This window comes from Streptomyces sp. NPDC050619 (genome assembly GCF_040654815.1).
GTDB lineage: Bacteria > Actinomycetota > Actinomycetes > Streptomycetales > Streptomycetaceae > Streptomyces.
This window is the reverse complement of sequence record NZ_JBFAIR010000006.1, coordinates 142,989-168,924: the sequence shown is the minus strand read 5'-3', so window position 1 is coordinate 168,924 and position 25,936 is coordinate 142,989. Positions and strand designations below refer to the sequence as shown.

21 protein-coding genes are annotated in these 25,936 nt (G+C 71.4%); 13 read left to right on the top strand and 8 right to left on the bottom strand.

What is annotated here, in order from left to right; translation table 11 throughout:
* The first annotated feature begins 44 nt into the window (after positions 1-44).
* The 3 genes from AB0I77_RS13090 to AB0I77_RS13080 all read left to right on the top strand — a co-directional run bounded on the left by AB0I77_RS13090 (position 45) and on the right by AB0I77_RS13080 (position 7,257).
* On the top strand, positions 45-2,867 hold the full coding sequence (locus AB0I77_RS13090) for an AAA family ATPase (protein WP_363282567.1): 2,823 nt from the start codon (positions 45-47) through the stop codon (positions 2,865-2,867).
* 461 nt (positions 2,868-3,328) lie between these two features.
* Positions 3,329-6,334, top strand: a complete 3,006-nt coding sequence (locus AB0I77_RS13085) for an amidohydrolase family protein (RefSeq protein WP_363282566.1) — start codon at positions 3,329-3,331, stop codon at positions 6,332-6,334.
* 107 nt (positions 6,335-6,441) lie between these two features.
* Complete coding sequence (locus AB0I77_RS13080) at positions 6,442-7,257, top strand: oxidoreductase (RefSeq protein WP_363282565.1); 816 nt, start codon at positions 6,442-6,444, stop codon at positions 7,255-7,257.
* Between the two features lie 95 nt (positions 7,258-7,352).
* Here the strand turns inward: AB0I77_RS13080 and AB0I77_RS13075 are convergent, their stop codons facing one another.
* Positions 7,353-9,059: an MFS transporter gene (locus AB0I77_RS13075; protein ID WP_363282564.1), complete on the bottom strand. Its 1,707-nt coding sequence runs from the start codon at positions 9,057-9,059 to the stop codon at positions 7,353-7,355.
* A gap of 143 nt (positions 9,060-9,202) precedes the next feature.
* Here AB0I77_RS13075 and AB0I77_RS13070 point away from each other — a divergent pair, with 143 nt between their 5' ends.
* Positions 9,203-9,910: a TetR/AcrR family transcriptional regulator gene (locus AB0I77_RS13070; RefSeq protein ID WP_363282562.1), complete on the top strand. Its 708-nt coding sequence runs from the start codon at positions 9,203-9,205 to the stop codon at positions 9,908-9,910.
* 69 nt (positions 9,911-9,979) lie between these two features.
* Positions 9,980-10,714 (top strand): DUF2993 domain-containing protein, encoded by a 735-nt coding sequence (locus AB0I77_RS13065; protein ID WP_363282561.1) that lies wholly within the window; start codon positions 9,980-9,982, stop codon positions 10,712-10,714.
* Here AB0I77_RS13065 and AB0I77_RS13060 read toward each other — a convergent pair.
* The 3 genes from AB0I77_RS13060 to AB0I77_RS13050 all read right to left on the bottom strand — a co-directional run bounded on the left by AB0I77_RS13060 (position 10,684) and on the right by AB0I77_RS13050 (position 12,516).
* Positions 10,684-11,343, bottom strand: coding sequence for a TetR/AcrR family transcriptional regulator (locus AB0I77_RS13060; RefSeq protein WP_363282560.1), 660 nt, complete (start codon positions 11,341-11,343; stop codon positions 10,684-10,686). The genes AB0I77_RS13065 and AB0I77_RS13060 overlap by 31 nt on opposite strands.
* 169 nt (positions 11,344-11,512) lie before the next feature.
* Positions 11,513-11,863, bottom strand: a complete 351-nt coding sequence (locus AB0I77_RS13055) for a MazG-like family protein (protein ID WP_363282559.1) — start codon at positions 11,861-11,863, stop codon at positions 11,513-11,515.
* A gap of 86 nt (positions 11,864-11,949) precedes the next feature.
* Complete coding sequence (locus tag AB0I77_RS13050; protein WP_363282730.1) at positions 11,950-12,516, bottom strand: DoxX family protein; 567 nt, start codon at positions 12,514-12,516, stop codon at positions 11,950-11,952.
* 131 nt (positions 12,517-12,647) lie between these two features.
* Between AB0I77_RS13050 and AB0I77_RS13045 the strand changes: the two genes are divergently transcribed.
* Both AB0I77_RS13045 and AB0I77_RS13040 read left to right on the top strand, forming a co-directional pair.
* Positions 12,648-12,974: a nuclear transport factor 2 family protein gene (locus AB0I77_RS13045; RefSeq protein ID WP_363282558.1), complete on the top strand. Its 327-nt coding sequence runs from the start codon at positions 12,648-12,650 to the stop codon at positions 12,972-12,974.
* Between the two features lie 56 nt (positions 12,975-13,030).
* On the top strand, positions 13,031-14,023 hold the full coding sequence (locus AB0I77_RS13040) for an aldo/keto reductase (protein WP_363282557.1): 993 nt from the start codon (positions 13,031-13,033) through the stop codon (positions 14,021-14,023).
* A 127-nt stretch (positions 14,024-14,150) separates the two neighbouring features.
* Here AB0I77_RS13040 and AB0I77_RS13035 read toward each other — a convergent pair whose 3' ends face one another.
* The 3 genes from AB0I77_RS13035 to AB0I77_RS13025 all read right to left on the bottom strand — a co-directional run bounded on the left by AB0I77_RS13035 (position 14,151) and on the right by AB0I77_RS13025 (position 17,177).
* The gene (locus tag AB0I77_RS13035) at positions 14,151-15,401 is read right to left on the bottom strand and encodes an FAD-dependent oxidoreductase (RefSeq protein WP_363282556.1); all 1,251 of its coding nucleotides are present in this window, start codon (positions 15,399-15,401) and stop codon (positions 14,151-14,153) included.
* Between the two features lie 99 nt (positions 15,402-15,500).
* Positions 15,501-16,616 carry a transaldolase gene (tal, locus tag AB0I77_RS13030; protein WP_363282555.1) on the bottom strand — a complete coding sequence of 372 codons (1,116 nt, stop codon included), beginning with the start codon at positions 16,614-16,616 and terminating at the stop codon, positions 15,501-15,503.
* A 126-nt stretch (positions 16,617-16,742) separates the two neighbouring features.
* The gene (locus tag AB0I77_RS13025) at positions 16,743-17,177 is read right to left on the bottom strand and encodes a hypothetical protein (protein WP_363282554.1); all 435 of its coding nucleotides are present in this window, start codon (positions 17,175-17,177) and stop codon (positions 16,743-16,745) included.
* A gap of 83 nt (positions 17,178-17,260) precedes the next feature.
* On the opposite strand from AB0I77_RS13025, the gene AB0I77_RS13020 reads away from it, so the two are divergent.
* The 3 genes from AB0I77_RS13020 (at position 17,261) to AB0I77_RS13010 (ending at position 21,125) form a co-directional block, all read left to right on the top strand.
* Positions 17,261-17,938 carry a helix-turn-helix domain-containing protein gene (locus AB0I77_RS13020; protein WP_363282729.1) on the top strand — a complete coding sequence of 226 codons (678 nt, stop codon included), beginning with the start codon at positions 17,261-17,263 and terminating at the stop codon, positions 17,936-17,938.
* A gap of 97 nt (positions 17,939-18,035) precedes the next feature.
* Positions 18,036-19,136, top strand: a complete 1,101-nt coding sequence (locus tag AB0I77_RS13015; protein ID WP_363282553.1) for a D-alanyl-D-alanine carboxypeptidase — start codon at positions 18,036-18,038, stop codon at positions 19,134-19,136.
* A 351-nt stretch (positions 19,137-19,487) separates the two neighbouring features.
* Complete coding sequence (locus AB0I77_RS13010; protein ID WP_363282551.1) at positions 19,488-21,125, top strand: alkaline phosphatase D family protein; 1,638 nt, start codon at positions 19,488-19,490, stop codon at positions 21,123-21,125.
* Here AB0I77_RS13010 and AB0I77_RS13005 read toward each other — a convergent pair.
* Positions 21,112-22,134: a Gfo/Idh/MocA family oxidoreductase gene (locus tag AB0I77_RS13005; protein ID WP_363282550.1), complete on the bottom strand. Its 1,023-nt coding sequence runs from the start codon at positions 22,132-22,134 to the stop codon at positions 21,112-21,114. The genes AB0I77_RS13010 and AB0I77_RS13005 overlap by 14 nt on opposite strands.
* 87 nt (positions 22,135-22,221) lie before the next feature.
* Here AB0I77_RS13005 and AB0I77_RS13000 point away from each other — a divergent pair, with 87 nt between their 5' ends.
* The 3 genes from AB0I77_RS13000 (at position 22,222) to AB0I77_RS12990 (ending at position 25,840) form a co-directional block, all read left to right on the top strand.
* Complete coding sequence (locus AB0I77_RS13000; RefSeq protein ID WP_363282549.1) at positions 22,222-23,577, top strand: multidrug effflux MFS transporter; 1,356 nt, start codon at positions 22,222-22,224, stop codon at positions 23,575-23,577.
* The gene (locus AB0I77_RS12995; protein ID WP_363282548.1) at positions 23,529-24,704 is read left to right on the top strand and encodes a serine hydrolase domain-containing protein; all 1,176 of its coding nucleotides are present in this window, start codon (positions 23,529-23,531) and stop codon (positions 24,702-24,704) included. Before AB0I77_RS13000 ends, AB0I77_RS12995 begins: the two co-directional genes overlap by 49 nt.
* Positions 24,705-24,859: 155 nt before the next feature.
* A complete protein-coding gene (locus AB0I77_RS12990) occupies positions 24,860-25,840 on the top strand; it encodes a small ribosomal subunit Rsm22 family protein (RefSeq protein ID WP_363282547.1) in 981 nt (326 codons plus the stop codon).
* Positions 25,841-25,936: the final 96 nt, after the last annotated feature.

Sequence of the window (25,936 nt, the reverse complement as noted above, 5' to 3'; positions counted from 1 at the left end):
TCAGGTGTGCCGGTCGGGGCGGATGGCTGGGGGAGCAGGAACTCATGGATATCGGCGACATCGGCGATATGGGTGACTTAGGTGACATCAGTGCCGAACAGGAACGCGGCCAGCGCATCCTCGGCAGGGACCACGAGATGTCGCGGATCACGCAGCTCGTCGACACCGTGGACGGGAGCGGCCCGAAGGTGCTCGTGCTGACCGGCGAGCCGGGGGCGGGCAAGAGCACCCTGGTGGACTGGGCCGCCTCGCAGGCCACGGCGCGCGGCCGGCGCGTGCTGCGGGTGCGGGGCTGCGAGGGCGAGAAGGACCTCGGTTTCGCGGGCGCGCATCAGCTGCTGCGTCCGGTCCTCACCGGCGTCGACGGGCTTCCCGCGCCGCAGCGGGACGCCCTGCGCCACGCCTTAGGCATGGAACGGACCGACGGATTACCTGCGCCGGACCCGCTGTTGATCCGGGTCGGCGTGCTGACGCTGCTCTCGGACGCGGCCATGGAGCGCCCGTTGCTCATCGCCGTCGACGATGCCCAGTGGCTGGACGTCGGCTCGCTGGACGTACTCGCGTTCGTCGCCCGGCGCCTCGACTCAGAACCCGCCGCCCTGCTGCTCGCCGCCCGCGAGGAAGCGGTGCCGGCGCGCTTCGACCGCGATTTCCCGCATCTGACGGCCGGCCCGCTGACCCGAGCCGCGGCCGGGCTCCTGCTGGACACACAGCCACGGCCGCCACGAGGCCGGCTGCGGACCCAGATCCTTCAGCAGGCCGCCGGGAACCCCCTGGCGCTCATCGAACTCACGCGGGCCTTCGCCAAGGACCCGGGCGCCAGTGACATCGGCTCGCTCCCTCTCACCGCCCGGCTGGAGCACATCTTCGCCGCCGACCTGCCCACCCTGCCGCTCACCACCCGACGCGTCCTGCTCCTGGCGGCAGCCACGGGCGCCGCACGCGTCTCGGACGTGCTGCACGCCGCCCCCGGCGCACAGGGGCCGGAGGTCTGGCAACCCGCCGAACAGGCAGGGCTGGTGCGCGTCGAAGGCGGCCAGGTGCGGCTGCGTCACCCACTGGTCCGCTCCGCCGTCTACCAGGCCGCCTCCTTCGCCGAACGCCGCGAGGCCCACCTGGCGCTCGCCGACGCGTTCGCGCACGAACCCGATCGCCGTACCTGGCATCTCGCCGCGGCCGCCCTCGGCCCGGACGAACAGGTCGCCCACGCCCTGGCCGAGAGCGCGGAACGCTTCCAGCGCCGCGGCGGACACGCGGCCGCGGCGACCGCGCTGGAACGCGCCGCCGAACTCACACCACAGCCGCGGGAGCGGGCCCGCCGGCTGCTCGCCGCGGCCACATCCGCCATGTACGCGGGACATCCGCAGTGGGTCGGGGAGATCGCGGGCCGGGTCGACACCCTGACCGACGACCCCCAACTCCTCGCCGAGGCCGCCCTGCGCGCCGGGTGGTCACTCGCCGTCACCCTGCGCCACGACGACTCCCTGGCCTTCCTGCTGCCCGCGGCCGAGTCCATGGCCACCCAGGCACCCGGCCTCGCGCTGAGCGCCCTGGGAACGGCCGCGACCCCGGCGTACAACTCCGGCGATCCCCGCTACCGGCACGACATCCAGCGCATCAGCGGTCTCATCGCGCCGCAGCCCGACGAGACCGACCGCGTCTGGCAACAGGCGGCCGGCCATCCGTTCACCGACCGGCAGCAGCTGCTGAAGCGCCTGACCCACGCGGTGGACGGCCTGCCGGACGGCTCCCTGTCCGAGCTCGTCTCGCTCGGCGGCGCGGCCTGGATCCTGGACGAGACCGACGAGGCCGTACGCCTGCTCGGCCGGGCCATGGACCAGCTGCGCCGGGCCGCGACGGCAGGCGCCAACTGCACCGTCGCACAGGCCCTGGCCCTGGCCCTGTTCGAGAGCGGAGCCTGGACCGCGGCCCAGTCCGCCGCCGAGGAGGCCTTCTGGCTGGCCACGGAGGCGGGCGCGGACAACGTCACCGTGGGATCGCCGCTCCTTCGGGCCACGCTGCGCGCCGTCCGCGGCGACCACGCGGGCGCGCGCGCCCAGGTGGACGACGCCGTGCGCGGCCGGGACCTGCGCACGTCCCGCAGCCTGTACGTGCGTCACCGCCACGCGCTCGGCATGGCGGCCCTCGCGGAGGGCGACCACGAGCAGGCGTACGAGCAACTGCGCCGCGTCTTCACCCAGGGCCCCCGCCCGGCACCCGTGCACTACCACGCCTCCCTCTACTACCTCGCCGACCTCGCCGCGGCCGCCGTCCGCGCCGGACGGGCGGACGACGCCCGCACCGTGCTGCACGCCGCCGAGCGGACGCTGGAGAAGTCCCGCTCCGCCCGCCTGGCCGCGGTCGTGCACCGTGCGTCGGCCCTGCTGAGCGACCCCGACGACGCGGAGCCCCGGTTCCGGGCGGCGACCGGCGACCCGGACGGCGCCCGATGGCCGTTCGAGTACGCCCTCGCCCACCTGGACTTCGGCGAGTGGCTGCGCCGCCGGCGGCGTACCGCCGAGGCACGAGGGCTGCTCGGCACCGCCCTCGACATCTTCGAGCGACTGGACGCACGCCCCTGGGCCGAGCGCACCACCGCCGAACTCCGCGCGGCGGGCGTGCCCGTGGCGGCCCCGGCCGGGCACGACGCCCCGGCCGACCTGACGCCGCAGGAGTTACAGATCGCCCAACTGGCCGCGGAAGGCCTGACGAACCGTGACATCGGCGCCCGCCTGTACCTGTCTCCGCGCACCATCGGCTTCCACCTGCACAAGATCTTCCCCAAGCTGGGCATCACCGGCCGCGCCCAACTGCGCGCCGCGCTGGGCGACATGCCGAGGCTTTCATCCCCATCTGGTGACTCCTGACAGATACGGTGACGGATCCGCTTCCGGGCCTCCCTCCGTAGCGTCGGACGTGATCACTCCACTACGGCGCAGCCCGCGCGGCAAGTTCATATGCGTCCACAGGAAAAGACAGGGGCCGTATCCCAGAGCGGGGAGGACGGCCCCTCGCGTGCCGACCCGTGGGGACGGGGATCGGCGCGCTCGACGGGCCCGGCGGCCGATTCCCTGTCCCTGTCACGGGAACGACCGCCGGGCCCTCTCAAAGCACGGTACTTCCCGATTACTTGCGAGGATTGATGGAACAGCACGAATTGTCTCGTCGAGGCGCTCTGAAGGCCGGGTTGGTCGGGCTGGCCGGCGCAGCCGTTTCGCTGCCTTCAGGACAAGCCTCGGCATCGTCTGTTTCCTCCTCCGCCAACGGCGCGTCTGCGCTTTCGGCACCGGCCGGGACTTATGAGTTCACCGCCGGCACCAATGCGTTCGTGTCCGCTTCGCCCGTCGGCGGCCCGCTGATCGCCGCGGTGCAGGGTGTGTTGTGGTCGGTTCCGCGTGCGGGCGGGACGGCGACGGCGCTGACCTCGGCGGACCTGGAACCGGCTCGTGCGGCCTGGTCGCCCGACGGTTCGCGGATCGCCGTCTGCGCGTATCAGGGGGGCGGGTTCCATGTGTGGACGATGGCGGCGGACGGTTCCCGTCCGCGTCAGCTGACATCCGGCCCCTGGGACGACCGGGGCGTGGCCTGGTCGCCCGACGGTTCGCGGATAGCGTTCTCGTCCGAGCGCGGCGGGGATCCGGTAGCCGGAAGCTCCTACGGCATCTGGACGGTGGATGTGCGGTCGGGTGAGTTGGCGCAGCTCACCGGCGATGCCGATGCGGAGGACTACGACCCGGCCTGGCACCCGGACGGCACCCGGCTGGTGTTCGTCAGAGCCGGAGCCAAGGGCGGACGGACCCTGGCCTCTGTCCCGGCCGGGGGCGGGGAGGTATCGGTGGAACGTACGGTGGACGCGGGCACGCTGGTGGGTCCGGCTCTCGCCACGGACGGCCGGGTGGCCTACGTCCACGTGGGCGATTTCGCCGCGCCCTTCAATGCGGCGAGTTCCGTCCTCATGGTGGACGGCGAGGCCCTGACCGACGGTGAGGACGTCTCTCCGTTCCCGCCCTGCTGGACCCCGGACGGTGAGCTCTTCTATGCCGCCGACGGGCAGATGAAGGTCCGGCGTCCGGGCACCGCGCGGTCCGCCCCGGAACAGATCCCCTTCACGGCGTCACTGAGCCTCTCCCGGCCGGAGTACCGCCAAAAGCGCTACGACTTCGACTCGTTGGGAGACCGTGAGGTGCGGGGAATCCACCTTCCGGTGCTCTCGCCCGACGGGAAATCAGTCGCCTTCGCCGCACTCAATGCCCTGTGGGTGATGCCGATCGGCGGTCGTCCCCGGAAGCTGGTGCAGGCGCATGCGTCCGCCTATGTGCAGATGCCGTCCTGGGCACCGGACGGAGAGAGCGTCCTGTTCTCCTGTGAGGGAGGCGCGGACGGCAACAGCCTGATCAACGTCCACCGTCAGTGGCTGGGCAGCGATCGCGCCGATGTGCTGGCCACCGGAGGCCGCCTGCACCCCGTGCTCTCCCCCGACGGCTCCACACTCGCCTGCCACGACTCCACGGGCAACCTCCTCATCCGCGACCTGGCCACGGGGAGCGAGAAGACGCTCGTCGCGCCGCTCGGTGCCAACGGCCTGCCCGGTCCGCCGAGTTGGTCGCCCGACGGCAAGTACATCGCGTTCTGCGACCGCAACCGGCTCAACGCCCGGTTCCGCGAGGGATACAACGTCATCCGCGTCGTCGACACCGGTACCGGGCAGTGGACCGCCCACCAGCCCGCACCGCACGCCTCCCTGTCCGACCGTGGTCACGGCGGCCCGGTGTGGTCGCCGGACGGCTCGGCGATGGCGTTCATCATGGAGTCCGCGCTGTGGGTGATGCCGGTGCACGCCGACGGCACACCCGCCGGTGATCCCTCGCGCCTCACCGACGAGGCGGCCGACCACCCCTCCTGGTCGGGCGACTCCGGCAGCCTGCTCTACGAATCGAGCGGTCGGCTCAGGCTCATCGAACGCGACGGCACCGGCCGACGCACCATCCCCGTGCCGCTGCGGTACCGCCGCCGCCTGCCCGCCCGTTCCGACGTCACCAGGGTGCACGTCGGACGCCTGTGGGACGGGACCGGCGAGACGGTCCGCGAGGACGTCGACATCGTTGTCCGCGGCAACCGCATCGCCGCCGTCGAACCCCACCGCGCACGGGCAGCGACGGGCGAGAAGCTGATCGACGCGTCCGGCTCCACCGTCATCCCGGGACTGTGGGACTCTCACACGCACCCGTGGCAGTACACCTACGGCGGCCGGCAGAACAGCCTGATGCTCGCCTACGGCATCACGAGCAGCGTCTCGCTGGGCGGTTTCGCCCACGAGGCGGTGCGCATCCGCGAGTCCGTGGCCGCGGGCAGCATGACCGGACCGCGTCTGTTCGCCACCGGCGAGCTGATCGACGGCAGCCGGGTGGCCTACAGCATGGGCAGGGCCCACCGGACCCGGGACGGCGTCAGGCGATCCCTGGAACGGGCGGTCGACCTCGACTACGACTTCGTCAAGACCTACGTACGCGCCCCTGCCTGGATCATGCGAGAGGCCGTCCGAACCGCTCACGAGGAACTCGGAGTCCTCTCCGGAAGCCACTTCCTGTCACCGGGCGCGGCCGTCGGCCAGGACCTCACCTCTCACCTTCAGGCCACCGAGCGTGCCGAATACGGACACTCCTTCTCCCCGACGGGGCACGCCTACCAGGACGTCCACGAGATGTACGCGGGCGGCGACTTCAAGATCATTGTCACGCCGTTCATCGCTCTGGCGCTGCTCATGACAGACCCCTCGCCGGCCAAGGACCCACGCGTCACCACGCTCATGCCCCCATGGGACACCGCCTTCGTCCAGGGAATCGCGGCGACCCCGCCCAGCGATGCCGCTGCCCGCGCCCTCCAGCAGGACGCGGCCGTCTTCCGGAAGATCGTCGCCGACGGCGGCACACTCGCCCTGGGCACCGACGCCCCCCTGACCCCCCTCGGCCTGCAACTCCATCTCGGCCTGCGCGCCCTGCACCAATCCGCCGGCCTGTCCGCCGCACAAGCGCTGCGCACGGCCACCTCCGTCCCCGCGGAACTCTTCGGGGTCGGCGACGACCTCGGAACCCTGGAACCGGGAAAGCTCGCCGATCTCGTGGCGATCGACGGCAACCCCTTCCAGGACTTCGACGACCTGATCCGTACCTCGTGGGTCATGCGCGACGGCCTTGTGCACCGCCAGGACGACCTGGTCGGCGCGTTCGCCTCCAAGTCGGCTGAACAACGCACCGCGGACCGCACCGACTGGCTCACCGTCAGCCGAGAGCTGCGCCGCGAACCCTGTTGTTCCCAGCACGCCTTCGACGTCTAGGGACTGTCCGGCGGAGCAAGTGGACCACTTGCCATTCGCCACTCTCCTCTTATAGCCTTACGGCCATAAGGTAAACGGTCGTAATCCAATGATTCGAGGAGCCCCTGATGGCGACAGCACGGCCGGTAGCACTCGTGACGGGTGCCTCATCGGGTATCGGCAAGGAGGCGGCCCGCGCCCTCGCCGCAGCGGGATTCGAGGTGATCGGCACCGGCCGCAAGACCTCGGGACTCACCCCGCCCGCCGGGGTGACGTATCTCGACCTCGACGTGGCCAGTGACGACTCCGTCGCCACCCTGGTCGAGCAGGTGATCGAACGGTTCGGGCGGATCGACGTCCTCGTCAACAACGCCGGCATCGGCTCATCCGGTGCCGGCGAGGAGAACTCCGTCGCCCAGGCCCAAACCATCTTCAACGTCAACGTCTTCGGTGTCATCCGTATGACCAAGGCCGTCCTGCCCCACATGCGCGCCCAGGGAAGCGGACGCGTCATCAACATCTCGTCCGTCCTCGGGATCATCCCCCAGCCCTTCATGGCCCTCTACTCGTCGGCGAAACACGCCATCGAGGGCTACTCCGAGTCGCTGGACCACGAGGTCCGCGAGCACGGCGTCCGGGTCCTCCTCGTCCAGCCCGCCATCACCAAGACGAGCTTCGATGCCAATGTCGCGGAGCCCGACACCCCGATGCCTCTGTACACGGAGCGGCGGCGCGCCTTCGACGAGGCCATGGCGGAGGCGATGGAGAAGGGCGACGACCCCGCCGTCGTCGCCAAGGTGATCGTCACAGCGGCCACCGACAAGAAGCCGAAACTGCGCTACACCGCCGGCCCCACGGCCGCACGCGTCAGCACGGGGCGCCGCCTGGCCCCCGTCCGCGTCTTCGACCAGCAGATCCGCAAACTCAACCGGCTGCCCGGCTGACGCGCCCGCGACATCGCCCGTCACCCCCTGCCCGAGCTGGACCGACCGCGGGTGCCGGTCGGGGTCGCTCGGGCAGGGGGTGCGGGCGCCGGGATTCAGCGGACGCCGGTGCGGCTCTCTCCCGTCGCGCCCACTCCCTCTGTCGCGTCCACTCCCTCTACGGATGAACCCTCAGCTTCTACGGATGAACCGTCCGCTTCTACGGATGCCCCCTCCGCTCCTTCCGTGGCCGAACCCTTCGACCGGCGCTTCCTCCCGCCGGAACGGCCGGGCAGGACCGCCAGGACGATCAGGGCACCGGCGGCCATGACGATCCCGCCGACCATGCTGGTCTGGGCGACACCATGGGCGAACGCCTGATTGACGGCGTCGACGAGGGCCTGGGCCTGCTGCGGTCCGGCGGTCGGGTCCTTCGCGACCTGCTCGGCGACGGCCAGGCCGCCGCCCACCGAGTCCTTGGCGGTGTCCAGGGCCGCGGCCGGCAGCTGCCCGCCGGCCAGGTCCGTCAGCTCGTCCCGGTAGCTGGTGCCGAGGAGTGAGCCGAGGACCGCGATGCCGAGGGAGGCGCCGAGTTCCAGCGCGGTGTCGTTGGCGCCGCCGCCGACGCCCAGCTCGGCCTCGGGGAAGGAGTCCATGATGGCGTCCGTGGCCGGGGAGACGCTCAGCCCGATGGCGAAGCCGAGCATCATCATCGGCGCCAGGAAGTCGGTGTACGTCGAGCCCTTGTCGACCTGCGTGAGCAGGAGGACCCCCGCGGTGCCGATCGCCATGCCGGCGACGACCGACGCCTTCATGCCCAGCAGCGGGGTCAGCCGCCCGGTGAGAGCGGCGCCGACGAAGACCGCGCCGGCCAGCGGCAGCAGCCGTACGCCGGTCTCCAGCGGGCCGTAGCCCAGGACGAACTGGAGGAACTGGGTGGAGTAGTAGATCGCGCCGAACGTACCGAAGAAGAAGAACAGCACCGCGAGCATGGACCCGCTGAAGGGCCGCAGCCGGAACTTGCGCACGTCCAGCATGGGGCGCGGGTGCCGCAGCTCCCACCAGACGAAGGCCAGCAGGCCGACGGCGGCGACCACGGCTGCCGTGACCGGTCCGGCGCCCCAACCGAAGTGCGGGCCTTCGATGGTCGCGTAGACGAGGCAGCCGACGGAGACGATGGAGAGCAGGCCGCCCACGTAGTCGATCCGGCCCATGTCCCTGGCCTTGGACGGGGGTACGAGGAGCAGCGCGCCGACGATGGCGACGGCGACGATCGGGACGTTGATCAGGAAGGTCGAGCCCCAGGCGTGGTCCTCCAGCAGCCGGCCGGCGACCAGGGGGCCGACGGCGATCGCGAGGCCCGAGGTGGCCGTCCAGGCGGTGATGGCGCGGGCCCGCTCGGCCCGCGGGAAGGTGGCGACCAGCAGGGACAGCGTGGCCGGCATCACCACGGCGGCGCCGACGCCCATGACGGCCCGGGCCGCGATCACCAGTCCGGTCCCGTCGGCCAGGCTGCCCATCACCGCACCGCCACCGAAGATCACCAGACCGGCGATCAGGGCGCCACGCCGGCTGTATTTGTCGCCGATCGCGCCCAGGACGAGCATCAGCGCGGCGTACGGGACGGTGTAGCCGTCGATGACCCACTGCAGATCGCTGCTGCTGAGGTTCAGGTCCCGGGTCATGTCGGGGGCGGCCACGATCAGCGAGGTGTTGGCCATGACCACGACCAGCAGGCTCAGGCACAGGACCAGCAGGGCCCACCAGCGCCGTGTGTACGGCCCGGTCATTTTCTCGACAGGGGTCTGTGCGAGGAGGGACATCCGAGGCTCCTAAGGAGACGGGTTGGACGGATAGACGCGCAGGGGAGCGAGTTAATTGCACATTGATGTGCAGACTAGTTTATTGCCCAGGGGTGTGCAAATATCTCGATGGTCCACCGCCCCCTCCCGCACCGAGGTACGACATGACCGGCCCCCCGGCCCCGCACCGACCACGCCTCCCCAGGTCGCGCGCCACCCGGACCCGCATCCTCGAAGCGGCCCGCCAGGTGCTGGGCCAGGACCCCGACAGCGGCCTCGGTGCCATCGCCGAGGCCGCCGGGGTGGCACGTCGTACCGTCTACGTCCACTTCGCCGGCCGGGCCGCGCTGATCGAGGGACTCACCGCCGAGGCGGCGGAGGCGGTGCGGCTCGCGACCGCCGTCAGCCGCACCCCGCACGAGCACGAGCACGAGCACCCGGACTCCGACTCGCACCCTGACGCGGACCCGGCAACCGCGCTGGCGCGCTTCGTCCTCACTCTCTGGCCGGTCGGCGACCGCTACCGCACCCTGATCGGGCTCGCCCATCAGGACCTCGGGGCGCAGCGAGTGAGTGAGCTGCTCGCCCCGGCCCGCGACACGGTCGCCGAGATCCTCGCCCGCGGCCAGCACCAAGGCGTCTTCCACGCCGGCGTGCCGTCCGGCCCGCTCAGCAGAGCCCTCGAAGCACACCTGCTGGCCCTGCTCGACAGCGTCAAGTCCGGGAGTTGGGCCGACGACGGCACGAGCGCGGCCACCGCGGCGCTGATCGCCGCGGGCGTCGACACCGGCGTCGCGGCCTCAACGGTCCGCCGCCTGCGTAGCACTCGCGGCACTCGTGGCGCTCGCGGCACCCAGCCCGGCACACGGTAAGAGCACCCCACCTCCCGAGGAGTCCCCGTGCATCTCCCCATGCGTCAACACCCCGTGCGTCAAAGGCTCATGCGAACGGACGTCATCGCCGTCGCGGCCCTTCTCACGCTGGCCTTTCTCACCGTCTCGGCCGACCGTTTGGCGACCGCCTGGGCGGAGGCCCGTACGGCCAAGGCGATCCAGGACGGCATGGAGACTCCCGCGCCGCCCGCGGTTCACGTGCGCGGCTTTCCCGTCCTGCCCCAGCTGGCCGTCGGCACCCTGCGCCACGTGGACGTCACGGCGCACGACATACCGGCCCGGGGAACCGACCGCCCGCTACCGGTGAGCGAACTCACCCTCCGCCTCGACGACTTGCGCAAGTCCGACGACGACAGCGCGGCACACGCCCGCTCGGCGGAGGCCGTCGCTCACCTGTCGTACGCGGATGTGTCGAACGCCCTCGGCCTGGAGATCTCCCAAGGCACCCGTCCCGGCCAGGTGAGTGCGGCCGTCCTGCTGCCCCTCGGCAACGAGGTCACCGTGACGACGAGCGTCTCGGCGGCCTTCGGCAACCGCGTCGCCTTCAAGGACTTCCATGTCACGGGCGACCGGCTCCCGGCCGTCGGAGAAGACCTGCTCGACAAGGCCTTCGAAGAGCCGATCCAGCTGCGGAACATCCCCGCGGGCCTGCATCTGCGCACGATCACCACGACGGCAACGGGCCTGAGCGCCCGTTTCTCGGGCCGCTCGGTCACCTTCCATCCCGACCCGGCAGGCGAAGCCGATCCAGCTCAGACGTCGGCGACAGGGACCGCGCCTTGATCCGCGCCCATCATCGTCGCGATGTCGGTCACGATGGCACTCGCCCGCTGCTCCGGCACCCCGGCCGCGATCAGCGTGGCGACGGCGATGCGGGTTCCGTCGTCCTCCCACTCCCCGGTGTTGACACTCTCCAGCAGGGCGAGGGTCAGAGCTTCCAGCCCCGCGCTGAGTACGGCCGACGGCACATGCGTGTGAAAGACGCCGTCCCGCTGTCCCCGCTCCAGGATGGCCGTGACCGCGGCACGGGCCGGGGAGAGGATCTCGGCCACCCTGTCCATCCCCAGGTCCCGGCGGGCCAACGCCAGAAGCATCCGGTAACGGTCTCCCACGGGCCACATCGAGATCACGAACCGCGCGAGGGCGCGCTCGGCCGGATCTTCCGGCTTCACCCCGCCCGCCACCGCACCCCGCAACGTCTCGGACGCCTCCTCGGCAAGCGCCTCCAGCAAGGCGGCCCGCCCGGGAAAGTGACCGAACAGCGTCCGGCGTACGACACCGGCGGCCCGCGCGAGCTCCTCCAGGGTGATGTCCGGGTTCCGCCCGAGCTCCTGGCGGGCGGTGGCGAGGATGCGCGCCCGGTTGGACCGCGAGTTGCGTCTCATCGGCTCGCGGGCCACGGACTTGCTCAAGACGACAACCTCATCGGATCGGTACTTGGGATCAGCGCGTCGGTAGGGGTGACGCCGCAGGATGAACGGCGCATCCATTCTGGCACGGCGGCACGGCCCCTCTCCCAGTTGGCGGGGAAAGAGGTCGTCGATGGCTTTGGCGCCGGCCTCGGTGATGTTCACCAGGGCGTCACGTCGGCCGGGTGAGCGAGCGTTCCGTGACGCGGGCCAGGTGCCGGGTGAAGACCTCGCGGGCGTCCGGGGTGAGCGTGCGCAGCGCCACCAGGGCCGTGATCACGACGTCGCACAGCTCGGCCTCGACGTCCTCCCAGGTGTGCGTGACCCCCTTGCGCGGGTTCTGGCCGGTCGCCCCGATCACCGCCTGGGCGACCTCGCCGACCTCCTCCGACAGCTTCAGCATGCGCAGCAGCAGGCCCTGCTCGCCGCTGATCGGCCCGTTCGCTTCCAGCCAGGTCCACAGGTCGTCGACGGCGGCCCAGAGGTCGGCGGGGGTCTCGGGAGGAGTGGCCTGATCAGTCATGCGGGCAGCTTGGCACGCCGGCCCGTGCGCACGACACGTGGTCCTGATCCCGAATGGGTAGGTCCGTCCTGGTAGACCCGGTCCCCCTACTCTCCGAACAGCGCCTCCTGCTCCTCGAACAAGGCTGCCTGCTCCTCCTTCTCGGCATCCTGTAGCCGCTTGCTCCGCGCCCCCACGACCAGCGCCGTGACCGCCGCCGTCGCCCCCAGCGCCGCCGGGACCATCCAGCCGCGGTCGAAGACATGGCCGAGCGCGTGGTCGAGGGAGAGCCGGCCGGGGCCCGCGACCGCGAGGCCGGTCGCGGCCAGGCCCAGTGTCGCCGCGTACTCGTAGCCGCCGCTCTGGTTGAAGAAGCCGTTCGGCGTGTGCACCGCGGCCGCGCCCCCCATCGCTCCGGCCGCCGCCGCCCCGGCCGCCGGGGTCGCCAGCCCCAGCGCCAGCAGCGTGCCGCCGCCGGTCTCGGCCAGCCCCGCGGCCATGGCGCTCTGCCTGCCGGGCCTGTACCCGACGGACTCCATGAACTGGCCGGTCCCCTCGATCCCGTGGCCGCCGAACCACCCGAACAACTTCTGCGTACCGTGGGCGACCAGCACCCCGCCGGCGCTCAGCCGAAGCAGCAGCAGGCCCAGATCACGTCGGTCGTAACAGCTCACCATGACTCCCGGAACAGACAGACAGAAGGGACACCCCACGCGTTTCCAACGTCGCACCCCTCACACCCGGTGGCCCCCTCGCGGCGCCGTTCGGGTGGCGGAGCCCCGGGCGCGGTGTGACGCTGACTGGCATGACGATTCAGCCAGCCAAGCTCAGCGACCCGGCCGTCCGCGCGTTCGTCACCGCCGTCAACGCCCATGACCGCGACGCCTTCATGAAGGTCCTCGCGCCCGGCGCGACCATGGCGGACGACGGGTCCGACCGCGACCTCGACGAGTGGACCGACCGGGAGATCTTCGCCTCCCACGGTCACATGGAGGTCGACAACGAGTCCAAGGGCGGCCGGGCCCTCGTCGCCCGCTACAGCAACGACACCTGGGGCGAGATGCGCACCCGCTGGAGCTTCACGGTCGACCCGGAGGGCAGGATCGCCCGCTTCGAGACGGGCCAGGCCTGACCGGCCCATACGCCCCCTTGCCTTCGCGCGCACTCCAACGCCTAGCGTCCTTCGGCATGGACCCCACACGGAAACGAACACGGACACTGGGCCGCAGCGGTATCGAGGTCAGCGCGCTCGGCTTCGGCTGCTGGGCGATCGGCGGGGAGTGGCAGGACGCCGACGGACGGCCGCTCGGCTGGGGCAAGGTCGACGACGAGGAGTCCGTACGGGCGATCCGGCGCGCCCTCGACCTGGGCGTCACCTTCTTCGACACGGCGGACACCTACGGCGCCGGCCACAGCGAACGCGTCCTCGGCCGCGCCCTGGGCAAGCGCCGGGACGACGTGGTCCTCGCCACCAAGTGGGGCAACCTCTTCGACGAGGAGACCCGCACCCGCACCGGCGGCGACGACACCCCGGCCCACGCCCGCCGCGCGCTGACGGCATCCCTGGAGCGCCTGGGCACCGGCCACGTCGACCTCTACCAGCTGCACCTCTCCGACGCCGACCCCGAGCGCGCGGCCGAACTCCGCGAGACCTGCGAGGAGTTCGTACGCGAGGGGCTCATCCGGGCCTACGCCTGGAGCACCGACGACCCGGCCCGCGCCGCCGTGTTCGCGGAAGGGGAGCACTGTACGGCCGTACAGCATGCGATCAACGTGCTCCAGGACGCGCCCGACATGCTCGCCCTGTGCGAGGGGTCGGACCTGGCGAGCGTCAACCGCAGCCCGCTCGCCATGGGGTTGCTGACCGGAAAGCGGCAGGGGCCTTTGCCGGCCGGGGACATCCGCAACCGCCCGCCCGCCTGGCTCCAGGGTTTCGCGGCCGGCTCCGGTGCCGATCCCGAGTGGCTCGCGCGGGTCGACGAGCTGACGGAGGTCCTCACCAGCGGCGGCCGTACCCTCGCCCAGGGCGCCCTCGCCTGGCTGTGGGCGCGCAGCCCGCGCACCGTCCCGATCCCCGGCTTCCGCTCGGTCGCCCAGGCCGAGCAGAACGCGGGCGCGCTGGAGAAGGGCCCGCTCACCGCCGAGCAGCTGACCGAGGTCGACCGCATCCTCGGGCGTTGAGGGCGTTGAGGGCGCTTGTTCCGGCTTGACGACGGTGTTGCTATCGACTGCGCATACCGGTCTGCCCGCACCGGCTGCGCCGCATCCGGGGCCTGGAATGTGCGGCCGGACGCGGGAGGCGTGGCTGTCACCCAGTCGAGTCGGGGCGGTCGAGAAGGTCGCTCAGCGGGACGTCGGGGTCAGCGAGCCTCGTCGCATCGACCGGGCCCCCGGAGGTCACCAGGGCGCGGATCGGGTCGGTGACGTCCCAGACGTTGACGTTCATGCCGGCCAGTACCCGGCCCTCGGCCAGCCAGAAGGCGATGAACTCGCGGGTGTCCCTCCGGCCGCGGAAGACCACCTGGTCGTAGCCGCCGGGCTCCACGTAGCCGGTGTACTCCATGCCCAGGTCGTACTGGTCGGTGAAGGAGTACGGAACCCGGTCGTAGGCCACGTCCTGGCCGAGCATCGCCTTGGCCGCGGCTTGCGGCTGGTTGACGGCGTTCGCCCAGTGCTCGACGCGGATGTGCTTGCCGAGCAGTGGGTGGAAGGCGCCTGCGACGTCGCCTGCGGCGTAGGTGTCCGGGTGCGAGGTGCGCAGGTGGGCGTCGACGCGGATGCCGTTGTCGACCTCCAGGCCGGCAGTGTCGGCGAGCTGGGTGTTGGGGGTGATGCCGATCCCGACGATGACCGCGTCGGCAGTGATGCGGCTGCCGTCGGCCAGCAGCACACCGTTCGCCCGTCCGCCGTCCGCCGTGATCTCGGCGACCTGGACACCGAAGCGCAGGTCGACCCCGTGGTCGGTGTGCAGGTCGGCGAAGATCTGGGAGACCTCGCGGCCCAGCACGCGCAGCAGCGGCAGCTCCGCCATCCCCAGCACGGTGACCTCCACGCCGGCCGCGCGGGCGGCGGCCGCGGTCTCCAGACCGATCCAGCCGGAGCCGATCACGACGAGGCGCGATGCGGACTCGAAGGATTCCTTGATGCGGTCGCTGTCGGCGAGCCGGCGCAGGTAGAGCACTCCGTCGAGGTCGGCTCCGGGCACGGTCAGGCGACGTGGTGAGGAGCCGGTGGTCAGCAGCAGCTTCCCGTAGCTGATGCGGCTGCCGCCGGCGAGCGTCACCTCGTGTCCGGCAGGGTCGACCGCGGTGGCGGTGGTGCCCAGGCGCAGGTCGACGTCGTGCTCGGAGTACCACTGGCGGGGATGGACGTAGACGGTGTCACGCTCGTCCTTGCCCAGCAGATAGCCCTTCGACAGCGGCGGCCGTTCGTAGGGGCGCTCGTTTTCCTCTCCGAGCAGGACTACGGGGCCGTCGAAGCCCTCTTCCCGGAGGGTCTGTGCTGCCTTCGCACCGGCCAGGCTGGCTCCGACGATCACGAATGCCGTGTTCGCGGCCATGTTCTCTCCTCTGCTGCGTTGACTCGGCCCGCACGCGAATGGCGATCCACTACCCGCTGGGACCGTTCGTCGGCAGCGGGCGGCCGGCGGCCGGCTGCGTCAGGCGGCGGTGCGCCTGGTGTGCAGTTCGGCCTCCAGTTGCTCGAACAGTTCGTTGCCGGAGGCGGTGAACTTGGCGATGCCCTCGTCCTCCAGCACACGCACCACGTCGTCATAGGACACACCGACCGTCTCCAGGTCATCCAGTACCTGCTGGGATGACGCGTAGGTGCCGTGGATGGTGTCGCCCCGGATACGGCCGTGGTCCGCGACCGCACGCAGGGTCTGCTCGGGCATGGTGTTGACCACCCCGGGCGCCACCAGTTCGTCGATGTAGCGGGTGTCGTCGTAGGAGGGGTCCTTGACGCCGGTGGAGGCCCACAGCGGGCGCTGTGGGCGCATCCCGGCCGCGGCCAGAACCTGCCATTCCTCGGATGCGGTGGCCTGCTCGAAGTGCTGGTAGGCCAGGCGCGCGTTGGCGATCGCGGCCCGCCCCCGCAGCGCCAGCGCCTCCGGTGCGCCGATCTTGTCCAGCCGGCTGTCGACCTCGGTGTCCACCCGGCTAAGGAAGAAGGAGGCCACCGATGCGATGGACGCCAGATCACGCCCCGCCGCATGGGCCTTACCCATGCCGTCCAGGAAGGCGCGGAGCACCTGGTCGTAGCGGTTGAGGGAGAAGATCAGCGTCACGTTGACGCTGATGCCTTCGGCAAGCGCGGTGTTGATCGCCTCCAGGCTGGACTGGGTGGCGGGGATCTTCACGAACAGGTTCGGCCGGTCCACCAGCCACCACAGGGCCCGTGCCTCCGCGATCGTCGCCGCCGTGTCGTGAGCGACGCGCGGGTCCACCTCGAGTGATACCCGTCCGTCCACCCCGTCGCTGGCCTCGTACACCGGCCGCAGCACGTCGCAGGCCCACCGCACGTCGAACGCGGTCAGCAGCCTGACGGCCTCCTCCACCCGTACTCCGCGCCGGGCCAGATCACCGACCTGCGCGTCGTAGCGGGCACCCGAACGGATCGCCTTGGCGAAGATCGTCGGATTGCTGGTGATACCCACCACCTGCTGGTGACGTACCAAGTCGGCCAGCCCGCCACCGGTGAGCCGCTCCCGGCTCAGATCATCGAGCCAGACCGCTACGCCTTCGGCGGCCAGCCGGTCCAGGTTCTCACTCATGATCTTCTCCCCTGCGTCGTCGCGGGATGCCGTCTCCAGGTTTCGTCTGGATCCTCTGCGGGCCGGGGGAGAACTCTCTCCGTGAGGCTCCACCCGCCGGGTGGATTCAGTGCGCTCCGCGCCCGTTCACCGCTGCCGCTTGGCGTGGTAGCGCTGGGCGAGCCGTGCGAGCGCGACGGCGCCGAGGAGCAGTCCGAAGTCGCGCAGCGCGACATCGTAGTGGCCCGGGATGGTCAGCAGGTTGACGATGATGCCCGCCAGCCAGCCGGCGACGAGCCAGCCCCCGAAGCGCGGAGCCAGCGCCACGGCGATGCCGGCCACGATCTCGATCGCCCCCACCGCGTACATGGCCGCCTGGGCGCTGCCGGGGACGATGTCGTCGATCCACGGCGCGAGGTAGGTGGGCCAGTCCACGAGCAGGTTGGCGAACTTGTCCAGCCCGAACAGGATCGGCGCCACCGTGAAGCCGATACGCAGGATCACGAACGCCTGGTAGCCGGGATCAGTGAGCATCACCCGCCGCGGGGCGGCGGAGGTAGTGCTTGTGGTTACGGAGGACATGGCCCTCTCCTTCTATCGACAAGGTTCATTAACAATAGAAGTCCAGCTTCGCTCTTTAGTCAATGGCTGTGGGTTTTACACTGGTGTTCGTGGACACCTCGAAGGAAGTACGCGACCCCAACGTCTCCGCCATCGCCGCCCTCGATGAGCCGACCCGCAGGAGGCTGTACGACCACGTGGTGCGCCAACCGAGCCCCGTCAGCCGGGACGAGGCGGCCGCCGCCCTCGGCCTGGCGCGGCAGACCGCCGCGTTCCACCTGGACCGGCTCGCCGGCGAATCCCTGCTCGACGTCGTCTTCGAGCGCCGCAGCGGACGCTCCGGACCGGGCGCGGGAAGGCCGGCCAAGCTCTACCGCCGCTCGGCGAAGCAGGTCGCCGTCAACCTGCCGGACCGCCGCTACGAGCTGGCCGGCCGGCTGCTCGCGCAGGCCGTGGAGGAGTCCGACGCGACCGGTGAGCCGGTGCGCGCGGTCCTGCACCGCAAGGCCGAAGAACTCGGTACCCACCTGGGTGAGCAGAACAAGACGGAGGTCTTCGACCTTCTGGAGCGGTACGGCTTCGAGCCACGCCGCGAGGGCGATGCCATCGTTCTGGCCAACTGCCCCTTCCACGCGCTGGCCCGGGAGCACACCGAGACGGTGTGCGGCATGAACCTCAACTTGCTACGCGGTGTCCTCAATGGTCTGGACGAGGCCGGACTCGAGGCACGCCTGGCGCCCAGCCCGGGACGATGCTGCGTCCGACTGCAGCCCGCCGCCTGACCAGCTGGCGCGTTCGTGTGAGCCACAGTTGCGATTGAGCTAATTCCTTTGCGGACCTTTCACCCTCCTTCACGGCATCCCTTTGTACGGTCCCGGAATGCACGGTTCCTCTCCACTCACCCGGCGTGCCGCTCTGGGCCTGGCCGCGGCCGCCCTTCCGGTGGTCGCGGCTGCCCCTGCCTCGGGGCCGCCCCAGAAGCTCACCGCCCGCGCCTGGCTGCTCGCCGACCACGACAGCGGGGAGGTGCTCGCCTCCTTCCAGCCCCACCGGCGCCTGGCGCCCGCCTCGACGCTGAAGATGCTCTTCGCCGACACCGTGCTGGGCAGGTTCGAGCGGACCGAGCGGCACACGGTGACCGCCGCCGACCTGGCCGGGATCCCGGCCGGCTCCAGCCTCGTCGGCATCAGGGCCGGCCTCACGTACACCGTCGAGCAGCTGTGGCAGGGCGTGTTCCTGCGTTCCGGGAACGACGCGGTGCATGTCCTCGCCCACATGAACGGCGGGATCGACAGGACGGTCGCCGAGATGCGGGCCAGGGCCGCGGACCTCCAGGCACGGGACACGCACGTGGTCAGCCCGGACGGCTTCGACCACAAGGGCCAGCTGTCGTCGGCGTACGACCTCACGCTCTTCGCCCACCACGGGCTGCGCAACCCCGACTTCCGCGCCTACTGCGCCACGAGGACCGCCGACTTCCCGGCGGGCGGCAAGAAGACCTTCCAGATCCAGAACACCGACCGGCTGCTGACGGGCGTGTACGGCACACGGACGTACAAGGGCCTGATCGGGGTGAAGAACGGCTACACCACCGACGCCGGCAACACCTTCACCGGTGCCGCCACCCGCGACGGCCGCACCCTCCTCGTCACCGTCATGCATCCGGGGAGCCGCGTGAACGCCGTCTACGAGGAGGCCGCCGCGCTGCTCGACTGGGGCTTCGGGAAGGGGAGTTCGGCGCGGTCGGCGGAGAAGCTGGCCGAGCCGGTCAGCGAGGGCGGGGCCGCGAGCCCGTCGCCGCCCACGCGGAAGACGGCGCAAGCCGGGGCCGGTGCGCCGGGCGCGACTTCGGGGAACCCTTCGCCCTGGCGGCTGCTGGAAGGGGCGGCGAGCACGGTCGCGCTGCTGGCGGGCGGGGCGTACGCGCTGCGCAGGCGCCGGTCGGACGACCGGGCGACCGGCGGGCGGCACCGGGGCTGACGTAAGCAGCTACCTGGCAGCCGTTCCCCGCACCGGTGCGTATCTCGCGGTCCCACGCGAGATCCACCCCCACCCGGTGCGGTGGAACGACTGCCGCCTCCCCCTCGGTGTGGCCACGGAAGTCCTGTGCTCCAAATGTGAAGCTCTGATGGAGATGGTGATGAGCATAAGCCTGTCACCGGCTCTGATGGACCGGAAGTTTCCATTCCGTTTGTGCAAGTTGCGGAGTTAGGGGACGTCCCGCCATGCGGAACTCATCCATCCGCCATTCGGCTGTTGTGCACGCGCCAATCACACGTCGTCCCCGCCCACTCGAATGCTCCCTGGACCCATTCGTCAGGGGAGGACCGGATGACACCCGCAGCACGCCCGTCCCAGCACGCCCCCGAACTCCGCGCCGCCGCACGCCACCTGAACCGCCGTCGCTTCCTTACCGTCACCTCGGCAGCCGCCGCGCTCGCCTTCGCGACCAATCTGCCGTCCGCCGGCATCGCCGCCGCGGCCGAACTCGACGCGGCGCGGATCACCGAGAACCCGTTCACGCTCGGCGTCGCCTCCGGTGACCCGCTGCCGACGTCCGTGCTCCTGTGGACCCGGCTGGCTCCCGCGCCGTACCAGCCCGACAGCGGCCTGCCCGCCGAACGGGTCACGGTCCGCTGGGAGTTGGCCCACGACGACCGCTTCCGCCGGATCGCCAGACGCGGCACGGTCACCGCGCACCCCGAGTTCCACCACGCCGTGCACGTCGAGGTGAGCCGCCTCGATCCCGGCCGGGTCTTCTACTACCGCTTCCGGGTGGGGAGTTGGGCCAGCGAGACCGGCCGCACCCGCACCGCGCCCACCGGGGACACCGCCTCCGCGCTCACCCTCGCCGCCGTCTCCTGCCAGGCGTACCACGACGGCTACTACACCCCGTACGCCCATCTCGCCCAGGACGACGTCGACGTCGTCTTCCACCTCGGCGACTACCTGTACGAGTACGCGGTCGACGCGGTCGGCGGCCGGCGCAACTACACCGACCGCACGCTCCCCGCCCTGTTCAACCGGGAGACGGTCACGCTGGAGGACTACCGCCTGCGCTACGCCCTCTTCAAGTCCGACCCCGACCTGCGCGCCGCCCACGCCGCGCACCCCTTCGTCGTCACCTGGGACGACCACGAGACCGAGAACAACTACGCCGACGACATCCCGGAGAACAGCGTCCCGCCGGAGGAGTTCCTGCTGCGCCGCGCCGCCGCCTACCGCGCCTACTGGGAGAACCAGCCACTGCGCCGCCCCCAGCGGCCCGCCGGCCCCGACATGCGGCTCTACCGGCGCCTGAAGTGGGGCCGGCTCGCCCAGTTCGACGTCCTCGACACCCGCCAGTACCGCTCCAACCAGGCGTACGGCGATGTCGCGCACGTCCCCGGCCCCGAGTCCGACGACCCGGCGCGCACGATGACCGGCGAGACGCAGGAGCGGTGGCTGCTCGACGGCTGGCACGCCTCGCGGGCGCTGTGGCACGTCGTACCGCAGCAGGTCATGTTCGCCCAGCGGCACGTCGACCTGACCACGCCGTCACGGGTGTCGATGGACGCCTGGGACGGCTACCGGGCCTCGCGGCGGCGCGTCCTCGACGGAGCGAAGGCGGCCGGCGTCGAGAACCTGATGGTGCTGAGCGGGGACGTGCACTCGGCGTACGCCTTCGACATCAAGGACGACTTCGACGACCTGGCCTCCGCGACGCTCGGCACGGAGATCGTGGCGACCTCGATCTCCAGCGGCCGGGACGGCGCGGACAAGCCCGCGACCTGGGACACCTACATGACCGCCAACCCGCACCTGAAGTTCTACAACGGACGGCGCGGCTATGTGACGGTCGCGCTGGACCGCGAGCGGGCACGGGCCGACTTCAAGACGGTGCCGTACGTGCTCACCCCCGGGGCGCCGATCGCGACGGCCGCGTCCTTCGTGACGGAGGTGGGGGAGCAGGGGCTCAAGCCGGCGTAAGCGCGTCCTGAGAGGGCTCGCCGGGATAGCGGACGCCGATGCGGTCGCGGACCGTGTCGAGCGTCCGCATCACGGCGAGCGTGCCGTCGAGGGGGACGAGCGGGGACTCGGTCTCGCCGGCCCGCAGGGCCCGCATGACCTCGCGGGCCTCGTGCTTGAGGCTGGCCCGGGGACCGTCCGCCGGGTCGGCCGCGAACTCCTGCGGGTCGCGGCCGTCCCGGTGCAGCACGAAGCGGTCCGGGTGGAAGAAGCCGTTCGGGATGTCGATGCGGCCCTCGGAGCCGGTGACGGAGGCGATGGTGGGGGTGCCGCCGATGATGGAGCAGTGCACCGAAGCGAGAGCGCCGCTCTCCCAGGAGAACAGTGCTCCCGTCTGGAGATCGACGCCCTCGTCGGAGAGCACCGCTCTCGCCGCGATGTCCGACGGCTCCCCGAGCAGCAACTGCGCGAACGACACCGGGTACACACCCAGATCCAGCAGCGCGCCCCCGCCCTGCGCCGGATCCCGCAGTCGGTGCGCGGGCGGGAAGGGCCCGGCCAGCCCGAAGTCGGCCTGCACATGGCGCACTTCACCGATCGCGCCGTCCCGCACCAGCTGGACGAGCCGCCGGATCACCGGGTTGCAGTACATCCACATGGCCTCCATCAGGAAGCTCCCGCGTGCCCGGGAAAGCGCGACCAGTTCCTCGGCCTCCCGCGCGTTCAGCGTGAACGCCTTCTCGCACAGCACGTTCCGCCCGGCCTCCAGACACAGACCGGCGGCCGTGCGGTGCGCCGAGTGCGGGGTGGCGACGTAGACGACATCGATGTCCTCGTCCTGTGCGAGCGCGTCCCAGTCGCCGTACGCCCGGGGTATCCCGAACCGCTCGGCGAACACCTTCGCCGACTCCTGCGTCCGCGAGGCCACCGCCACGACCTCCGCGTCCGGCAGATCGACCAGATCCGCCGTGAAGGCGGCGGCGATCCCGCCCGTCGCCAGAATCCCCCAGCGCACGCTCTGCTCCGTCATTCCGGCCCCACCCTCGCTCACGTGACCCTCGGCACTCTGTACGAACTGAGAGCATAGGTGGCGGATCACTCGGAAAGGGAGGGGCGCATGCCCGAGCACGGGGCAACGCGGGCGGCACCAGCGGCACCGGCGACAGCAGCAGCATCAAAGGCATCGGCAACATCAGACATACCGGACACGACGCGGGCGGCCGTACCGAGATCGGAACCGGCCGCCCGCGCCCTGCGCCGCACCGGCCTGCTCGTCACCCTGATCCTCGGCGGCCTCGCCGCCATGCCCCCGCTGGCGATGGACATGTACCTCCCCGCCCTCCCGGAGGTCACCAGGTCCTTCACCGCCCCCGCCGCGACCGCCCAGCTCACCCTCACCGCCTGCCTGGCCGGCATGGCGTTCGGACAGCTGGTGGTCGGCCCGATGAGCGACCGGTGGGGCCGCAGGCGTCCTCTGCTCATCGGCCTCGCCGTCTACATCGTCACCACCGCCCTGTGCGCCCTCGCCCCCACCGTCGAGTTCCTGGTCGCCTTCCGGCTGGCCCAGGGCCTCGCGGGCGCGGCCGGAATAGTGATCGCGCGGGCCGTCGTCCGCGACCTCTACGACGGCATGGCCATGGCCCGCTTCGTCTCCACCCTCATGCTGATCTCCGGGGTCGCCCCGATCGTCGCGCCGCTCATCGGCGGGCAGATCCTGCGGATCACGGACTGGCGGGGCGTCTTCGTCGTCCTCACGGTCGTCGGGCTGCTGCTGGCCGGGGTCGTGTGGGCGAAGCTCCCCGAGACCCTCGCGCCCGCCGAACGCCACTCCGGCGGGGTCGGCGAAGCCCTGCGCGCGATGCGCGGCCTGCTCGCCGACGGCGCCTTCTCCGGCTACATGCTCACGGGCGGCTTCACCTTCGCCGCCCTCTTCGCCTACGTCTCGGCCTCGCCGTTCGTGATCCAGGAGATCTACGGCGCCTCCCCGCAGACCTTCAGCCTGCTGTTCGGGGTCAACTCGGTCGGCCTGGTGATCGTCGGCCAGATCAACGGCAAGGTGCTGGTCGGACGGGTGAGCCTGGACCGCGTCCTGGCCGTGGGCCTCGCGATCGTCATCGCCGCCGCGACCGCCCTGCTGCTGATGTCCCTGGACGTCTTCGGCGAGGTCGGCCTCGCCCCCGTGGCCGTCGCGCTGTTCGTCCTGATGTCGGCGATGGGCATCACCCTGCCCAACACCCAGACGCTCTCCCTCATGCGTGTCAAGCACGCCGCGGGCTCCGCGTCCGCCCTGCTCGGTACGTCCTCCTTCCTCATCGGCGCCATCGCCTCCCCGCTCGTCGGCATCGCCGGGGAGCACACCGCCGTCCCGATGGCCGTCGTCCAATTGGCCGCCGCACTGGTGGCACTCGCCTGCTTCATGGGAATGTGCCGTCCCTGGAACAAACGTGCGACATCGGAGGGAGCGGAGAGCTGAGCGCACCGAGACTGCGCAACGACACGCCCGAACGGGCCGGACTCGACCCCGAGGAACTCCGTCACCTCGTCCAGGAGGTGCGCGACCTCACCGACGGCGAGCGCCCCTGGGCGGCGGGCGCCGTCGTGGTCGCCGGGCGCGGCCCGGTGATCGCGGTGGAGGAGGCGGCGGGCTGGGCCGTCCGCTACGCGTCCTACGACCCCGAGGCGGACGCGGGCGTGGAACTGCCGCCCGAGGCCCGCGTCCCGGCGACCGTCGACACCCCCTTCGACCTGGCCTCCCTCACCAAGCTGTTCACGGCGGTCGCCGCCGTACAGCAGGTCGAGCGGGGCACCCTGGGCATCGACGCCCACGTGGGCGCGTACCTGCCGGACTTCCGCGCGGCCGCCGAGCACGGCATCACCGTACGAGAGCTGCTCACCCACACGTCCGGACTACGTCCCGAACTCCCGCTGTACGACTGCGCCGACGACGCGGAGCGCCTGGAGCGGCTCCGCTCGGAACCCCCGGTGGGCGTACCCGGCACCCACACCTACTCCGACCTGAACCCCCTCCTCCTCCAGCACCTCCTGGAACGCATCACCGGCCGCACCCTCGACGTCCTCGTCCACGACGGCATCACCCGCCCGCTGGGCATGACGGCGACCAGCTTCGGCCCGTGCCCCGGCGCGGCGGCGACGGAGGACCAGCGACGGCCCTGGGCCAAGGCGGACCGGGGCATGCTGCGGGGCGTGGTCCACGACGAGAACGCCTGGGCGCTGGGCGGCGTGGCCGGCCACGCGGGCCTGTTCTCCACGGGCCGCGACCTGGCGATCTTCTGCCGCACACTCCTCGCGGGCGGCTCCTACGGCCCCGCCCGCATCCTCGGCCCGGATCTCGTGGAGCTGATGCTGACCCCGCCGGGGGTGGGTTTCGCTGTGGACCAGCCGTGGTTCATGGGGAAGCTGGCGGGGCGGGGCGCGGCGGGCCACACGGGCTTCACGGGCACGTCGCTGGTCCTGGACAAGGCGACGGACACGTTCGTGGTGCTGCTGGCGAATACGGTGCATCCGAGGAGGCGGGGCCCGGACAGCCGCCCGCGGGCGGCGGTGGGGACGAGGGTGGCGCGGGCGGTGCGGGGGACGTAGCGGGGGCCACCTCTCGACCAACCGAGCCCCCAGGACAAGCTCCGCCTCTCGACCAACCGAGACGGGTGGCAGGGTGGGCATAGGCCCGGGGGTCTGGGGGCGGAGCCCCCAGCAACGCCCGCACCGGCACACGGCGGCAAACATACAATCGCCACGTGAACGACCCTGTTTCCCCAGCGGACACCCTGCGCCGCAGCCTTGCCGCCATCCTCGACGGCCTCCCGCCCCGGCAGGCCGCACAGGCAGTCGACCGGCTGATCGCCAACTACCGGGGAACCACACCTACCAACGCCCCGATCCTCCGCGACCGCCCCGACGTGGCCGCATACGCCGCCTACCGCATGCCCGCGACCTTCGAGGCGGTCCACTCGGCGCTGCAGGCATTCGCAACGGCCGTACCCGACTGGACCCCCGCCGGCCACATCGACATCGGCGGCGGCACCGGCGCCGCCACCTGGGCCGTCACCGCCACCTGGCCCGGCGAGCGCAGCGTCACCGTGCTCGACTGGTCCGAGCCCGCGCTCGCCCTCGGCCGGGAGATCGCCGCCGCCAACCCGGCGCTGCACGGCGCCCGCTGGCAGCGCTCTCGGATCGGAGCGGCGCTCACCATCGAGAGCACTGATCTCGTCACCGTCTCCTACGTCCTCAACGAGCTCACCGCCACCGACCGAGCCGCCCTCGTCGACGCCGCCGCGACCGCCGCGCAGGCCGTCGTGATCGTCGAGCCCGGCACCCCCGACGGCTACACCCGCGTCATCGAGGCCCGCGACCGCCTGATCGACGCCGGATTCCGCATCGCGGCCCCCTGCCCGCACAGCGCCGCCTGCCCCATCGTCCCGGGCGAGGACTGGTGCCACTTCTCGGCGAGGGTCAGCCGCTCCTCCCTCCACCGCCAGGTCAAGGGCGGCTCCCTCGCCTACGAGGACGAGAAGTTCGCCTACGTCGCCGCCACCCGCCTCCCCGTCGCACCGGCCCCCGCCCGCGTGATCCGGCGCCCGCAGATCCGCAAGGGCCAGGTGCTCCTCGACCTGTGCGAGGCCGACGAGCACCTGACCCGCCGCACGATCACCAAACGCCACGGCGACCTGTACAAGGCGGCCCGCGACGCGGACTGGGGCGATGCCTGGCCGCCGTGACGCCGACCGATTCCCACCGGCTGGGTGCCCTCAGGCTTGCATGCAGCCCAATCCCGGCATCGACGGCGTACGGCATCCTCGCCAGACGAGCAGCGG

Coding starts and splice junctions, on each gene's coding strand:
- AB0I77_RS13090 (WP_363282567.1), top strand. CDS start 45: ATGGATATCGGCGACATCGGCGATATGGGTGACTTAGGTGACATCAGT.
- AB0I77_RS13080 (WP_363282565.1), top strand. CDS start 6,442: ATGGCGACAGCACGGCCGGTAGCACTCGTGACGGGTGCCTCATCGGGT.
- AB0I77_RS13075 (WP_363282564.1), bottom strand. CDS start 9,059: ATGTCCCTCCTCGCACAGACCCCTGTCGAGAAAATGACCGGGCCGTAC.
- AB0I77_RS13070 (WP_363282562.1), top strand. CDS start 9,203: ATGACCGGCCCCCCGGCCCCGCACCGACCACGCCTCCCCAGGTCGCGC.
- AB0I77_RS13065 (WP_363282561.1), top strand. CDS start 9,980: ATGCGAACGGACGTCATCGCCGTCGCGGCCCTTCTCACGCTGGCCTTT.
- AB0I77_RS13055 (WP_363282559.1), bottom strand. CDS start 11,863: ATGACTGATCAGGCCACTCCTCCCGAGACCCCCGCCGACCTCTGGGCC.
- AB0I77_RS13045 (WP_363282558.1), top strand. CDS start 12,648: ATGACGATTCAGCCAGCCAAGCTCAGCGACCCGGCCGTCCGCGCGTTC.
- AB0I77_RS13040 (WP_363282557.1), top strand. CDS start 13,031: ATGGACCCCACACGGAAACGAACACGGACACTGGGCCGCAGCGGTATC.
- AB0I77_RS13035 (WP_363282556.1), bottom strand. CDS start 15,401: ATGGCCGCGAACACGGCATTCGTGATCGTCGGAGCCAGCCTGGCCGGT.
- tal (WP_363282555.1), bottom strand. CDS start 16,616: ATGAGTGAGAACCTGGACCGGCTGGCCGCCGAAGGCGTAGCGGTCTGG.
- AB0I77_RS13025 (WP_363282554.1), bottom strand. CDS start 17,177: ATGTCCTCCGTAACCACAAGCACTACCTCCGCCGCCCCGCGGCGGGTG.
- AB0I77_RS13015 (WP_363282553.1), top strand. CDS start 18,036: ATGCACGGTTCCTCTCCACTCACCCGGCGTGCCGCTCTGGGCCTGGCC.
- AB0I77_RS13010 (WP_363282551.1), top strand. CDS start 19,488: ATGACACCCGCAGCACGCCCGTCCCAGCACGCCCCCGAACTCCGCGCC.
- AB0I77_RS13005 (WP_363282550.1), bottom strand. CDS start 22,134: ATGACGGAGCAGAGCGTGCGCTGGGGGATTCTGGCGACGGGCGGGATC.
- AB0I77_RS13000 (WP_363282549.1), top strand. CDS start 22,222: ATGCCCGAGCACGGGGCAACGCGGGCGGCACCAGCGGCACCGGCGACA.